The sequence below is a fragment of the Spongiactinospora sp. TRM90649 genome (assembly GCF_029382225.1).
Lineage (GTDB): Bacteria > Actinomycetota > Actinomycetes > Streptosporangiales > Streptosporangiaceae > Spongiactinospora.
In genome coordinates, this window is sequence record NZ_JARLTC010000051.1 from 14,573 (window position 1) to 27,855 (window position 13,283).

Genomic DNA, 13,283 nt, shown 5'->3' on the forward strand with positions numbered 1-13,283 from the left:
CTAGTGCACGCCGCCCTGCTCGGCCGCCCGCCGGATGGAGTTCTGGATCTCGGCCTCGGCCTCGACGCGCCCCACCCAGTTGGCGCCCTCGACCGACTTGCCGGGCTCCAGGTCCTTGTAGACCTCGAAGAAGTGCTGGATCTCCAGGCGGTCGAACTCCGCCACGTGGTGGATGTCCCTGATGTGCTCCATCCGGGGGTCGGTGGATGGCACGCACAGGACCTTGTCGTCGCCGCCCTTCTCGTCGGTCATCCGGAACATCCCGACGGCCCGGCAACTGATCAGGCACCCTGGGAAGGTCGGCTCCTGGAGCAGGACCAGCGCGTCGAGCGGGTCGCCGTCCTCGCCGAGGGTGTTCTCGATGAAGCCGTAGTCGGCGGGGTACTGGGTGGCGGTGAACAGCAGCCGGTCGAGCCGGATCCGCCCGGTCTTGTGATCGACCTCATACTTGTTCCGTTGTCCCTTTGGAATCTCAACGACAACGTCGAAGTCCACCGCGGTTCCTCCGCTCAAGCCCCCGGGGCACCCCGGACGGGCGTTAATGTCTCGTAGGCGTAACTGGTACTCGTAGGCGTAACTGGTAGGAGAGAGGACGGCGGCGTGATACGGCGTGAGCGATGGACGACCGTGGTCACTCTCGGCCTGCTCCAGGTTTTCGTGATCGTCGCCGGCGTCCATGTGGTCACCAATGACGTCAACCTGGGTGCGCTGACGAGCCCGCCACGTCCGGCGCCGCCGGCCGAGCCTCCGTTCGTTCCCGTTAAGACCGCGGGCCCGGTGCTGGCCGCGGGAGGGAACGGACCTCTCCCCGTCAAGGGTACTTTGGCAGGCAGGCTCACGGACGCGCTGGGTGACCCCGCGCTCGGCGACAGCGTCGGCGCCGTGGTGGTCGACGCCTCCACCGGAGCGGTGCTCTACGGCTCCCGCGCCGACATCGGCATCACCCCCGCCTCCACCACCAAGCTGGTCACCTCCGTCTCCGCGCTGGCCTCGCTCGGCCCCGACGAGCGCCTGGCGACCAAGGTCGTCGGCGGCCCGGCGAAGAACGCGATCGTGCTGGTCGGCGGCGGCGACCCGACGCTGCTCGGGCCGAAGGCGCCGAAGAGCCCGCCGTACCCGCGGCAGGCGTCGCTGGCGCAGCTCGCCCAGCGCACCGCCAAGGAGCTGAAGGCGGCGGGCGTCGCGAAGGTGAGCCTGGGCTACGACGACTCCCTGTTCACCGGCCCGCGCACCGCCCCCGGGTGGAAGCCCGGCTACATCCCGGAAGGCAGCGTCGCCCCGGTGACCGCGCTGGCCATTGACGAGGGCCGCAGCGCCCCCGAGAGCCGGGCGCGGGTCGCCGACCCGCCCCGTACGGCCGCGCTGGCCTTCGCCCGGCTGCTCAAGCGGTACGGCGTGACCGCCTCCCCGTCCGTCAAGCGGGTCAAGGCGTCCAAGGAGGCCCGCGAGCTGGCCAGGGTCGAGTCGGCGCCGGTCTACGCGCTGGTCGAGCGCGCGCTCACCACCAGCGACAACGACCTCTCCGAGGCGCTGGCCCGGCACGTGGCCATCAAGGAGGGGCGTCCGGCGTCGTTCGCCGGGGTGGCGCAGGCCGTCCCGGCCGTGCTGGCCCGGCTCAAGGCCGCCAAGGGCGTCAGCGTCCACGACGGCAGCGGCCTGTCCACCAAGAACCGCATCAGCCCGGCGGGCCTGGCCCGCCTGCTCGGCGTGGCCGCCTCCCCGGACAACCCGCACCTGCACGGGGTGGTCAGCGGCATGCCGGTCGCCGGGTTCTCCGGCACCCTGGGCGGGCGGTTCGCCAAGAAGGACAGCGAGCCGGGCGTGGGGCTCGTCCGGGCCAAGACCGGCACCCTCAACGGGGTGAACACCCTGGCCGGGCTGGTCACCACCACCGACGGCAGGCTCGTCGCCTTCGCCTTCATGGCCGACGACGTACCGGCCGGGTGGGGCAAGGCCGAGGCGGCGCTCGACCGCCTGGCCGCGATCGTCTCCCGGTGCGGCTGCTGACACTCTCGCCAGGCCCGGCGGGGGAGACTTGCGCGGTGACGTGAACGACCACGTACGGTGGACGTTATGCAGGTGATCGACTGGGATCTCGCCGTCTCCACCGGAACGCGCCTGGTGCGCCCTGGCCCGCAGGTGACCCGTGAGGAGGCCCGGCAGGCCGTGGCCGACCTGCGCAGGGCGTCCCGCGAGGCCGAGGGCCACGTGCGCGAGTTCACCCGGATCGACGGGGGAGCCGCGCCACAGGCGGCGACCATCGTCGACCGTCCCGGGTGGATCAAGGCCAACGTCGCGGGCTTCCGCGTCGTCCTCGAACCTCTCACGCGTCGCATGTCCGAGTCCGCGAACGGCCGTCCTCCCGCGATCGTGGCGGCGGTCGGCTCACGCGTCACCGGGGTGGAGGTCGGCGCCGTCCTGGCGTTCCTTGCCTCCCGGGTGCTCGGGCAGTACGAGCTGTTCCTGCCGCCCGACCCGTCGGGCAAGGCGCCCACCGGGCGGCTGACCCTCGTCGCCCCCAACATCGTCAACGCCGAGCGCGAGCTGGGCGTCGTGCCCGGCGACTTCCGGCTGTGGGTCTGCCTGCACGAGGAGACCCACCGGGTGCAGTTCACCGGCGTGCCCTGGCTGCGGGAGTACGTCCGGTCGCAGATGACCGAGTTCCTGCTCGCCGCCGACCTCGACCTGACCACCCTGCTCGACCGGCTGCGCTCCGCCGCCGACGCGGTGGCCGACGCCGTGCGCGGCGGCGAGGGCAACCTGATCGACGCCATCCAGACCCCCGAGCAGAAGCAGATCCTGGAGCGCCTGACCGCCGTGATGACCCTCGTCGAGGGCCACGGCGACTATGTGATGGACTCCGTGGGCCCGTCGGTGGTGCCCACCGTGGCCGACATCCGCGCCAAGTTCCAGCACCGCAGGGAGGGCGGCTCGCGGCTCGACCGCACGCTGCGCCGCCTGCTCGGCATCGACCTGAAGATGAAGCAGTACGCCGAAGGCGCGGCGTTCGTCCGCACCGTGGTCGCGCAGGTCGGGATGGACGGCTTCAACAAGGTCTGGGGCAGCCCCGAGACCCTGCCCACGCAGCAGGAGATCGCCGACCCCGCGCGCTGGATCGCCCGGGTGGCGACCACCCCGGCGCTCGGCTCGGAGGGCGGCAACGGCCACGTCAACGGCGCCGGGCGGGAGATCGACCCCTCTCCGCCCGCGGAGTAGGGGCCCGTTGGGGCCGCGTCCCGCCGTCGCCGACGTCCGCCGCGCGGTCCGCGCGGCGCTCGCGGACCTGCCGGCGGGATCCCTGGCGCTGGTCGCGGCCAGCGGAGGCGCCGACTCCCTGGCCCTGGCCGCCGCCACCGGCTTCGAGGCCCCGCGCGCCGGGCTGCGCGCGGGGCTGGTGACCGTCGACCACGGCCTCCAGGACGGCTCGGCGGCCCGCGCCGCCACCGTCGTGGAGCTGGCCGCCGGGCTGGGGCTCGATCCGGCCGAGGCGATCCGCGTAGAGGTGGGCCGGGCGGGCGGTCCGGAGGCCGCCGCGCGCCAGGCGCGCTACGCGGCGCTGGAAGGGGCCGCGAAGCGCCTGGGGGCCGCCGCCGTCCTGCTCGGGCACACCCTGGACGATCAGGCCGAGACGGTGCTGCTGGGGCTCGCGCGCGGCAGCGGGGTCCGGTCGCTGTCGGGGATGGCGGCCCGGTCGGGGCTGTACCTGCGCCCGCTGCTCGGCCTTTCCCGGAGCACCACGCGCGCGGCCTGCGCAGCCCTGGACCTGACGCCGTGGGACGACCCGCACAACGAGGACGCCAGGTTCACCCGGGTGCGCGTCCGCGGGCGGGTGCTGCCGGTGCTGGAGTCCGAACTGGGGCCGGGGATCGCCGACGCGCTCGCCCGTACGGCGGTGCTGTGCCGGGAGGACGCTGACGCGCTCGACGCCTGGGCCGGATCGGCCTACGCGAACGCCCGGGTGGATTTCGCTTGTAGCGATATCGCCGAGGGCCCTTCCGCCGCCCGGGAGGGCGGCGAGGGCGTGGCATTGGCCGTATCCGAGGTCGAGGGGCTGCCCGCCGCCGTGCGGCGGCGGGTTCTGCGGCGCGCGGCGATCGAGGCCGGGTCGCCGCCCGGTACGCTGTCGGCCGCCCACGTGCTGGAGATCGACAAACTGGTCGCCGGGTGGCGCGGGCAGCGCGGGATCGACCTACCCGGGGGCGTCGCCGCCGTTCGCCGGTGTGGCACCCTGATACTCGCCAGGAAGCCCGGCTGAGCCGGGCGAGCGCGCGACGCGAAGGAAACACCCCAGGTGGACGCAGCCGACATGGGCCGTGACCTGGAGCGGGTCCTCATCACCGAGGACGAGCTCCGGACGAAGATCAAGGAAATCGCCGGCAAGATCGACGCGGACTACGCGGGCAGGGACCTCCTCATCGTCGGAGTCCTCAAGGGCGCGGTCATGGTCATGGCCGACCTGGCCAGGGCGCTGCGCGTCCCGGTGGAGATGGACTGGATGGCCGTCTCCTCCTACGGGGCGGGCACCAAGACCTCCGGGGTGGTCCGGGTCCTGAAGGACCTCGACACCGACATCGCCGGGCGCGACGTGCTGGTGGTGGAGGACATCATCGACTCCGGCCTGACGCTGTCGTGGCTGGTCCGCAACCTGCGCTCGCGCAACCCCGCCTCGGTGGAGATCTGCGCGGCGGTCCGCAAGCCGGATGCCATCAAGGTGCCGATCGATGTGAAATATGTGGGTTTCGACATCCCCAACGAGTTCGTGATCGGCTACGGCCTCGACTATGCCGAGCGGTACCGAAACCTGCCCTTCATCGGCACCCTCGCACCCCACGTGTACGGCGGAGACGGAAAAACCACTGAAAAGCGGTAATCCGAAACCACCGTTAATACGCTCTGGGCGAAGTGAAGCCCGGCAAACCCTGACATTGGTGGCGGTCGCCGGGAACACTGCCACGCCTGACGTACGTTGGTAGGGCAGACGGTGAAGCCTGGGCAGTGTCCCTGCCCGGCGCACCGGTGTACCTTCTGACTGCCCGAAGGTGACGCGCCGTCCCCGGCGGGTAGTCAGTTGGAGCGGTTAGGGATGCCGCGACCTCGGTGCGACTTGCCGGGGTGCCAGGCCTTGGTCAGGAAGGGACGGGCCCGCCGGGGTTCCGCATCGGATGGATCTCAAGCGATTTACACGTGGGCCACTCCTGTGGATCCTGGGCATCGTCGTGCTGCTCCTGCTCGTCACCACCATGTGGAGCAGTGACGGCAATTTCGAGCGCACCGACACCTCGAAGGTCGTGAGCTGGATCAACGAGGGCAAGGTCAAGACGGCCAAGATCATCGACAAGGACCAGCGCATCGAGGTCACGCTGACCGACGGCAAGCGCTACTACTCCTCGTGGGTGTCCGGCCAGGGTGTGCAGCTCGCGACCCAGCTCCAGCAGGCGAGTGACGCCAAGAGGCTGCAGAACGGCTACACCGTCGAGGTGCCGAGGGAGAACTTCCTGCTCGGCCTGCTGGTGAGCCTGCTGCCGCTGGTCATCGTGGTGCTGATCTTCCTGTTCATCATGAACCAGATGCAGGGCGGCGGCAGCCGGGTGATGAACTTCGGCAAGTCCAAGGCCAAGCTCATCACCAAGGACACCCCCAAGACCACGTTCGCCGACGTCGCGGGCGCCGACGAGGCCATCGAGGAGCTCCAGGAGATCAAGGAGTTCCTTCAGGCCCCGGCCAAGTTCCAGGCGATCGGCGCGAAGATCCCCAAGGGCGTGCTGCTGTACGGCCCGCCCGGCACCGGTAAGACCCTGCTCGCCAGGGCCGTCGCCGGCGAGGCCGGGGTGCCGTTCTACTCGATCTCGGGTTCCGACTTCGTGGAGATGTTCGTCGGTGTCGGCGCCTCCCGGGTCCGCGACCTGTTCGAGCAGGCCAAGGCCAACGCTCCGGCGATCATCTTCATCGACGAGATCGACGCGGTGGGCCGGCACCGCGGCGCGGGTCTCGGCGGCGGGCACGACGAGCGCGAGCAGACGCTGAACCAGCTCCTCGTGGAGATGGACGGCTTCGACGTCAAGGGCGGCGTGATCCTGATCGCGGCGACCAACCGGCCCGACATCCTCGACCCGGCGCTGCTGCGCCCGGGGCGTTTCGACCGGCAGGTCACGGTCGACCGTCCCGACCTGGAGGGCCGCAAGGGCATCCTGCGGGTGCACGGCCGGGGCAAGCCGTTCGCCGACGACGTCGACCTCGACGTCATCGCGCGCCGCACCCCGGGGTTCACCGGCGCCGACCTCGCCAACGTGATCAACGAGGCCGCGCTGCTCACCGCGCGCGCCGACCAGAAGCTCATCACGATGGACGTCCTTGAGGAGTCCATCGACCGCGTCATGGCCGGGCCCGAGCGCAAGTCCCGCGTGATGTCGGACAAGGAAAAGAAGATGATCGCCTACCACGAGGGCGGTCACGCGCTGGTGGCGCACGCGCTGCCCAACTCCGACCCGGTGCACAAGATCACGATCTTGTCCCGGGGCCGGGCGCTGGGCTACACGATGACGCTGCCCATGGAGGACAAGTTCCTCGCCACCCGGTCGGAGATGATGGACCAGCTCGCCATGCTGCTCGGCGGGCGCGCGGCCGAGGAACTGGTCTTCCACGAGCCGACCACCGGCGCTTCCAACGACATCGAGAAGGCCACCGCGGTGGCCCGGCGGATGGTCACCGAGTACGGCATGAGCGAACAGCTCGGCGCCCGCAAGTTCGGCACCGGCAACGCCGAGGTGTTCCTGGGTCGTGAGATGGGTCACGAGCGCGACTACTCCGAGAAGATCGCCTCGTCGATCGACGAAGAGGTCCGCCGGATGATCGAATCGGCGCACGACCAGGCGTGGGAGATCCTGGTCGAGTACCGCGACGTGCTCGACAACCTGGTGCTGGAGCTGATGGAGAAGGAGACCCTCTCGCGCGAGATGGTCCTGTCCATCTTCGCCCCGGTCGTGGTCAAGGAACACCGGCCGTCCTACGCCGGGTACGGCAAGCGCCTGCCGTCCGACCGCCCGCCCGTGCTGACCCGCAAGGAGCAGAGCGGCAACGGCGCGCTCACCCCCGGCCCCGGCATGGAGCCGAAGGACGCCATCCCCCGAGACGGGGTCTGAGCGTGTCCGACGCTTACGAAGAGGAACCCCTGAAGGTCGATTCGGCCCGGATCGAGAAGGCGATTCGCGAGATCCTCATCGCGATCGGCGAAGATCCGGACCGGGACGGCCTTCAGGAGACCCCGGCCCGGGTCGCCCGCGCCTACGCGGAGCAGTTCGCCGGGCTGGGCCAGAAGCCGCGAGACGTGCTGACCACCATCTTCGACGCCGACCACGACGAGATGGTGCTGGTCCGCGACATCGAGGTCTACTCCACCTGTGAGCACCACCTGGTGCCCTTCCACGGGGTGGCGCACGTGGGCTACATCCCCAACGTCAAGGGGCAGATCACCGGGCTGTCCAAGCTGGCCCGGCTGATCGACGTCTACGCCCGCCGTCCCCAGGTCCAGGAGCGGATGACCTCCCAGATCGCCGACGCGCTGACGGAGGTCCTGGAGCCGCGCGGGGTCATCGTGGTGGTCGAATGCGAACACCTGTGCATGACCATGCGCGGAGTGCGTAAACCGGGCGCCAAGACGATCACCTCGGCCGTCCGCGGCAGCTTCCGCGACAGCGACAAGACCAGGGCCGAGGCCATGTCGCTGATCATCGGCCGCTGAACGCCCGCCACGACCCCGGGGGCGCGCGCCCCGAGGCGATTCGTTATCCACAACGTGGACCCACGGGGTCGATGGGCGGCGGCGACGACCTAGGCTTGTCCGCATGACCACATGGAGCGTCCCCGCAATGCCCGTCGAGGAGCGGTGCCTGGTCATGGGCGTGGTCAACGTCACGCCCGACTCCTTCTCCGACGGCGGGCAGTGGTTCGACGAGAGGGCGGCGATCCGGCACGGCCACGAGCTGGTGCGTCAGGGCGCCGACATCGTCGACGTGGGCGGTGAGTCCACCCGCCCGGGAGCGGCCCGGGTGTCCCTTGAGGAGGAACTGGCCAGAGTGGTGCCCGTGATCCGTGAGCTGGCCGCGGCCGGCGTCACGGTCAGCGTCGACACCATGCGCGCCGAGGTCGCCCAGGCGGCCGTGGAGGTCGGGGCCAGGCTCGTCAACGACGTCAGCGGAGGGCTGGCCGACCCGGCCATGCCGCGCGTGGTGGCCGCCGCGGGCGTGCCCTACGTCGTGATGCACTGGCGTGGCCACAGCCACGACATGGACAACCGCGCGATCTACGCCGACGTGGTGACCGAGGTCCGCGAAGAACTCGCCAAGCGCGTCGATCTGGTGCTCGCCGAAGGCGTCGCCGAAGAGCAGATCGTGCTCGACCCGGGTCTCGGGTTCGCCAAGCACGCCGAGCACAACTGGAGCCTGATGGCCGGTCTCGATCGCTTGGCCGAGCTGGGATACCCCCTGCTCATCGGAGCCTCGCGGAAACGCTTCCTCGGGCGCCTGCTGGCGGCCCCCGACGGCACCCCCCGCCCGTTCGACGGCAGCGACGCCGCCACGGCCGCGGTCACCGCGCTGGCGGCGCGGGCCGGCGCCTGGTGCGTGCGGGTGCACCAGGTGGCGGCCAACGCCGACGCCGTGCGCGTGGCCGCGGCATGGAACCGTGGAGGAGGCAGATGAGCGTCGACACGGCGGCCGTCGAGACGGCCAACCAGGAGTTCTACTCCGCCATCGAGGAGGCCGACCTCGACCGGATGACCGACATCTGGGCCCAGGACGCCGAAGGGCTGCGGGTGAGCTGCGTGCACCCCGGCTGGCCGATGCTGAGCGGGCGCGGCGAGGTGCTCCGCTCCTGGGCGCTGATCATGGCCAACACGCCCTACATCCAGTTCGTCCTGACCGACGTCAGCACCACCATCTTCGGCGACGTCGCGGTGCTGACCTGCGCCGAGAACATCCTGACGGCCGGCGACGAGGGCGAGTCCAGCTTCGCCGCGGGCAAGGTCGTCGCCAGCAACACGTTCGTCAAGACCTCCGAGGGCTGGCGGCTGTGGATGCACCACGGCTCACCGGTGCTGCACGGCGACGACGACGACGAGGAGGACGAGGAGGAGACCGCGTGACCCTTGAGGCCGACGACACCATCACGCTCACCGGCCTGCGCGCCCGGGGGTTCCACGGCGTGCTGCCCGAGGAGCGGCGGCTCGGCCAGGAGTTCGTGGTCGACGTCACGCTGTTCCTCGACACCGCCCCCGCCGCCGCGGGCGACGACCTGGCCAAGACGGCCGACTACGGCGAGCTTGCCGTCCGGCTGGCGGCGGTCGTGGCGGGCGAGCCGGTCGATCTGATCGAGACCCTCGCGGCCCGCCTGGCCGACGTGTGCTTCCAGATCTCGCCGCTGGTGGAGGCGGCGCGGGTGAGCGTGCACAAGCCCGCCGCCCCGATCCCGGTGCCCTTCGACGACGTCGTCGTCACGATCACCAGGAGCCGTCCGTGAGAGTCGCGCTGGCCCTGGGCAGCAACCTGGGCAACCGCTTCGACACCCTGCAGGGGGCGGTGGACGCCCTGTTCGACGCCCCCGGCCTGACCTTCGTGGCGATCTCCCCGGTCTACGAGACCGATCCGGTGGGCGGCCCTGAGCAGGGCCCCTACCTGAACGCCGTCGTGATCGCCGAGACCACCCTCGAACCCCGGGCGCTGCTGGAGCGCGCGCAGAGCGTGGAAGACTCCTTCGGACGCCGCCGCGCCGAGCGCTGGGGCCCCCGCACGCTCGACATCGACCTGATCGCCGCCGGCGACCACGTGCTCGACGACCCCCGGCTCACCCTGCCCCACCCCCGCGCCCACGAGCGCGCGTTCGTGCTGGTGCCGTGGGCGGACGCCGAGCCCGGCGCGGTGCTCCCCGGCCACGGCTCGGTCGCCGAACTGGCCGCCGCGTCCGACACCCGGGGCGTGCGCCGACTGACCGACCGCACCCTCCAGGTGCCGATGTGACTCACCGAGGAGGGGAATCCGGGTGAAGACCACCCGACCGGCGGTGCTGGTCGCCGTCCTCGCCGTCGTGGGGCTGCTGACCTGGCTCATCCTCCAGCGGAGCTACTCCATCCTGCCCAACGTCCCCTGGACCGCCATCCCCACGATGCTGCTGCTCGCCATCGGCGAGGTGGTCAGCGCGGTCGCCACCCGCAACCGTATCCAGCGCAAACCCGACACCAAGCCGGTGGAGCCGCTGGCCGTCGCCCGGCTCGCCGCGCTGGCCAAGGCGTCGGCCTACGCGGGCGCGGTGTTCGGCGGGGTGTTCGCCGGGTTCGTCCTGCACGTCATCGAGTTCCTCGAACAGGAGGTGCCGCAGCGCGACTTCTTCGTCGCCGGAGGGTCGCTGCTGGCCTGCGTGCTGCTGATCTGCGCCGCGCTGTTCCTGGAGTACTGCTGCCGCATCCCGGAGGACGACCGCGACGACCAACCCAGATGACGGCTGACTACTTGTCGATGTCGCCGACCACGAAGAACATCGAGCCCAGGATCGCCACCATGTCGGCGACCAGGTGGCCGGGCAGCATCTCGCGCAGCACCTGCACGTTGTTGTACGACGCCGAGCGCAGCTTCAGCCGCCACGGCGTCTTCTCGCCGCGCGAGACCAGGTAGTAGCCGTTGATGCCGAGCGGGTTCTCCGTCCAGGCGTAGGTGTGCCCCTCGGGGACCTTCAGCACCTTCGGCAGCCGCTGGTTGATCGGGCCGGGCGGCAGCTCGCGCAGCCGCGCCAGGCACGCGTCGGCGAGGTCGAGCGACACCCGGAGCTGGTCGAAGAGCACCTCGAAGCGGGCGTGGCAGTCGCCCGCCGTGCGGGTGACGACCCGGACGGGCAGCTCGCCGTAGGCGAGGTACGGCTCGTCGCGCCGCAGGTCGATGTCGACGCCGGAGGCGCGGGCGATCGGGCCGCTCACGCCGTACTGCATGATCGTGTCGCGGTCGAGGACGCCCACGCCGCGTGTCCTGGCCAGGAAGATGTCATTGCCGAGCAGCAGGTTCTCGATGTCGGGCAGCCGCCTGCGCACGTCGGCGACGGCCTGCCCGACCCGGGTCAGCCAGCCCTCCGGCAGTTCCTCCTTCAGCCCGCCGACCCGGTTGAACATGTAGTGCATCCGGCCGCCGGAGATCTCCTCCATCACCGCCTGGAGGGTCTCGCGCTCGCGGAACGCGTAGAAGACCGGGGTGATCGCGCCCAGCTCCAGCGGGTAGGAGCCGAGGAACATCAGGTGGTTCAGCGCGCGGTTCAGCTCGGCCAGCAGGGTGCGCGCCCACACCGCCCGGACCGGTACCTCCATGCCGAGCATCCGCTCCGCGGCGAGCACCACGCCCAGCTCGTTGGCGAAGGCCGACAGCCAGTCGTGGCGGTTGGCCAGCATGATGATCTGCCGGTAGTCGCGCACCTCGAACAGCTTCTCGGCGCCCCGGTGCATGTAGCCGATGATCGGCTCGGCCGAGCCGATCCGCTCGCCGTCGAGGGTCAGCCGCAGCCGCAGCACGCCGTGGGTGGACGGGTGCTGGGGGCCGATGTTGAGGATCATGTCCTCGGTGGCCAGCTCCTTGGCGCCCGCTCCGATTCCCACCACGCGTTCGGTCATGGGATTCATGCTGCCACGTCAGCGCCCGGTGGCAAGATCCCGCAGGGCCCGGATGAGACGGTCCACGTGTTCGGTGGTGGTGCCCAGGCCGATGGAGGCGCGTACGGCGCCCGCCGTGCCGTCGGCGCAGTCGCCCTCGGCGCCGTCCAGCAGGTGCGCGACCAGCGGGTGCGCGCAGAACCGGCCGTCGCGGACGCCGATGCCGTACTCGGCCGACAGCGCCTCGGCGACCTCGCGTGGGCGCAGGCCGTCCACCACGAAGGACACGATCCCGACCCGGGGGTGCTCAGGGCCCCACAGGGACAGCTCGCGCACCCCGGGGATGCCGGCCAGGCCGGCGCGCAGGCGGGCCAGCAGCCGCTCCTCCTCGCGTACCAGCGGCAGCCAGCCGGTGGCCGACAGCGCGTCGCAGGCGGCGGCCAGCGCGATCGCGCCAAGCACGTTCGGCGTGCCCGCCTCGTGCCGCTGCTCGGCGTCGTCGCTCCACTGGGCGCCCGTGCCGTCCACCGACCGGGACGCGCCGCCGCCGCGCAGGTACGGCTCGGCGTCGGCCGGCCAGTCCGCGCGGCCCACCAGCGCGCCCGCGCCGAACGGCGCGTACAGCTTGTGCCCGGAGAACGCCACGTAGTCCAGGCCGAGAGCGGTCAGGTTGAGCCTGCGGTGCGGCACGAGCTGCGCGGCGTCCACCAGGATCCGCGCCCCGTGCCGGTGCGCGATGTGCGCCAGTGCCGCGATCGGCCACAGCTCGCCGGTCACGTTGGAGGCGGCGGTGACGGCCAGCAGCTTCGGCCCGTCGATCGCGGCCAGCGCCTCGTCGGCGGCCCGCACGGCCGCGCCGGGGAACTCCGGCGCGGGCAGGCGGACGGCGTTCGGCCACGGCAGCAGCGACGCGTGGTGCTCGGTGTCGAACACGACCACCGTGGCGCCCTCCGGCAGGCAGCGGGCCAGCAGGTTCGTGGCGTCGGTGGTGTTGCGGGTGAACACCACCGCGTCGCCGGGCCGCGCGCCGACGAACCCGCGCACGGTGTGCCTGGCCTGCTCGTAGCGGGCGGTGGTGAGCTGTGAGGCGTAGCCCGCGCCCCGGTGCACGCTGGAGTAGGCGGGCAGGGCCGCGGCCACCGCGTCGTTGACCGGGGCCAGACAGGGCGCGCTGGCCGCGTAGTCCAGGTTCGCGTACGGCGCCAGCAGCCCGCCCTTGATCGGTACTTCCAGGTCGGCGCCGAGCACCTCGGGCAGCGGCCGGTCGGCGGCGGAGACGGCGTCCACCGGCTCGCGGGGCAGGGTCGTCTGGGGGGCGAAGGTGGAGAGCGTCTGAACGGTCACGCCGGTACTCCTCGGGTCATCGGACCCCCTGCGCCCCGGTGAGGACGGCGGCGAGCCCGCGCTTGCCCGGCGCACCGCGCGCCGGACCAGGTCTTCACCCGGGGCACCCCGCCGCGGACGCGAGGGTTGCCGGCCAGCGAGCCGGGGCTTGGCGCTGGCGCTCATGACCTACGCGGGGAACTATAACCGAACGTCCGGTCCTGATCGCAACTCGGTAACGGCTCGCTGTGAAGCGATCACCATCCCGAACTTTTCCGTGCGCCCGTCCGTTGTGGCCAGCGCAAAACCCCGCCGTGGCGATGTGCGAAACCGAGCGTTG

At 71.4% G+C, this 13,283-nt stretch carries 14 protein-coding genes and 1 riboswitch; of the genes, 11 read left to right on the top strand and 3 right to left on the bottom strand.

All coding sequences use genetic code 11. The annotated features are described in order from the left end of the window. Entirely contained in the window at nt 1-495 is a 495-nt protein-coding gene (locus P3X83_RS40500) for an inorganic diphosphatase (RefSeq protein ID WP_277310732.1), read from the bottom strand. A gap of 105 nt (nt 496-600) precedes the next feature. On the opposite strand from P3X83_RS40500, the gene dacB reads away from it, so the two are divergent. The 11 genes from dacB to P3X83_RS40555 all read left to right on the top strand — a co-directional run bounded on the left by dacB (nt 601) and on the right by P3X83_RS40555 (nt 10,488). Next, nucleotides 601-2,007 carry a D-alanyl-D-alanine carboxypeptidase/D-alanyl-D-alanine-endopeptidase gene (gene dacB / locus P3X83_RS40505; RefSeq protein WP_277310733.1) on the top strand — a complete coding sequence of 469 codons (1,407 nt, stop codon included), beginning with the start codon at nt 601-603 and terminating at the stop codon, nt 2,005-2,007. 66 nt (nt 2,008-2,073) lie between these two features. Further along, nucleotides 2,074-3,216 (top strand): zinc-dependent metalloprotease, encoded by a 1,143-nt coding sequence (locus tag P3X83_RS40510; RefSeq protein ID WP_277310734.1) that lies wholly within the window; start codon nt 2,074-2,076, stop codon nt 3,214-3,216. A gap of 7 nt (nt 3,217-3,223) precedes the next feature. Beyond that, nucleotides 3,224-4,255: a tRNA lysidine(34) synthetase TilS gene (tilS, locus tag P3X83_RS40515; protein WP_277310735.1), complete on the top strand. Its 1,032-nt coding sequence runs from the start codon at nt 3,224-3,226 to the stop codon at nt 4,253-4,255. Between the two features lie 36 nt (nt 4,256-4,291). Further along, entirely contained in the window at nt 4,292-4,870 is a 579-nt protein-coding gene (gene hpt / locus P3X83_RS40520) for a hypoxanthine phosphoribosyltransferase (protein WP_277310736.1), read from the top strand. Nucleotides 4,871-5,162: 292 nt separating this feature from the next. After that, entirely contained in the window at nt 5,163-7,139 is a 1,977-nt protein-coding gene (gene ftsH / locus P3X83_RS40525; protein ID WP_277310737.1) for an ATP-dependent zinc metalloprotease FtsH, read from the top strand. A gap of 2 nt (nt 7,140-7,141) precedes the next feature. Further along, nucleotides 7,142-7,738, top strand: coding sequence for a GTP cyclohydrolase I FolE (gene folE / locus P3X83_RS40530; protein WP_277310738.1), 597 nt, complete (start codon nt 7,142-7,144; stop codon nt 7,736-7,738). Nucleotides 7,739-7,841: 103 nt separating this feature from the next. Continuing rightward, complete coding sequence (gene folP / locus P3X83_RS40535) at nt 7,842-8,696, top strand: dihydropteroate synthase (protein ID WP_277310740.1); 855 nt, start codon at nt 7,842-7,844, stop codon at nt 8,694-8,696. Next, nucleotides 8,693-9,139, top strand: a complete 447-nt coding sequence (locus P3X83_RS40540) for a nuclear transport factor 2 family protein (RefSeq protein WP_277310741.1) — start codon at nt 8,693-8,695, stop codon at nt 9,137-9,139. Before folP ends, P3X83_RS40540 begins: the two co-directional genes overlap by 4 nt. Then, entirely contained in the window at nt 9,136-9,513 is a 378-nt protein-coding gene (gene folB, locus P3X83_RS40545) for a dihydroneopterin aldolase (protein ID WP_277310742.1), read from the top strand. Before P3X83_RS40540 ends, folB begins: the two co-directional genes overlap by 4 nt. After that, nucleotides 9,510-10,010: a 2-amino-4-hydroxy-6-hydroxymethyldihydropteridine diphosphokinase gene (folK, locus tag P3X83_RS40550; protein WP_277310743.1), complete on the top strand. Its 501-nt coding sequence runs from the start codon at nt 9,510-9,512 to the stop codon at nt 10,008-10,010. Before folB ends, folK begins: the two co-directional genes overlap by 4 nt. A 22-nt stretch (nt 10,011-10,032) precedes the next feature. Then, the gene (locus P3X83_RS40555) at nt 10,033-10,488 is read left to right on the top strand and encodes a DUF3180 domain-containing protein (protein ID WP_277310744.1); all 456 of its coding nucleotides are present in this window, start codon (nt 10,033-10,035) and stop codon (nt 10,486-10,488) included. Between the two features lie 7 nt (nt 10,489-10,495). Here the strand turns inward: P3X83_RS40555 and P3X83_RS40560 are convergent, their stop codons facing one another. Further along, nucleotides 10,496-11,641, bottom strand: coding sequence for an NADH-quinone oxidoreductase subunit D (locus P3X83_RS40560; protein WP_277310745.1), 1,146 nt, complete (start codon nt 11,639-11,641; stop codon nt 10,496-10,498). Nucleotides 11,642-11,659: 18 nt separating this feature from the next. After that, nucleotides 11,660-12,877: an aminotransferase class V-fold PLP-dependent enzyme gene (locus tag P3X83_RS40565; RefSeq protein ID WP_277310763.1), complete on the bottom strand. Its 1,218-nt coding sequence runs from the start codon at nt 12,875-12,877 to the stop codon at nt 11,660-11,662. 140 nt (nt 12,878-13,017) lie between these two features. Further along, nucleotides 13,018-13,133, bottom strand: a riboswitch (SAM riboswitch). Nucleotides 13,134-13,283: the final 150 nt, after the last annotated feature.

Coding starts and splice junctions, on each gene's coding strand:
- P3X83_RS40510 (WP_277310734.1), top strand. CDS start 2,074: ATGCAGGTGATCGACTGGGATCTCGCCGTCTCCACCGGAACGCGCCTG.
- ftsH (WP_277310737.1), top strand. CDS start 5,163: ATGGATCTCAAGCGATTTACACGTGGGCCACTCCTGTGGATCCTGGGC.
- folP (WP_277310740.1), top strand. CDS start 7,842: ATGACCACATGGAGCGTCCCCGCAATGCCCGTCGAGGAGCGGTGCCTG.
- P3X83_RS40540 (WP_277310741.1), top strand. CDS start 8,693: ATGAGCGTCGACACGGCGGCCGTCGAGACGGCCAACCAGGAGTTCTAC.
- P3X83_RS40560 (WP_277310745.1), bottom strand. CDS start 11,641: ATGACCGAACGCGTGGTGGGAATCGGAGCGGGCGCCAAGGAGCTGGCC.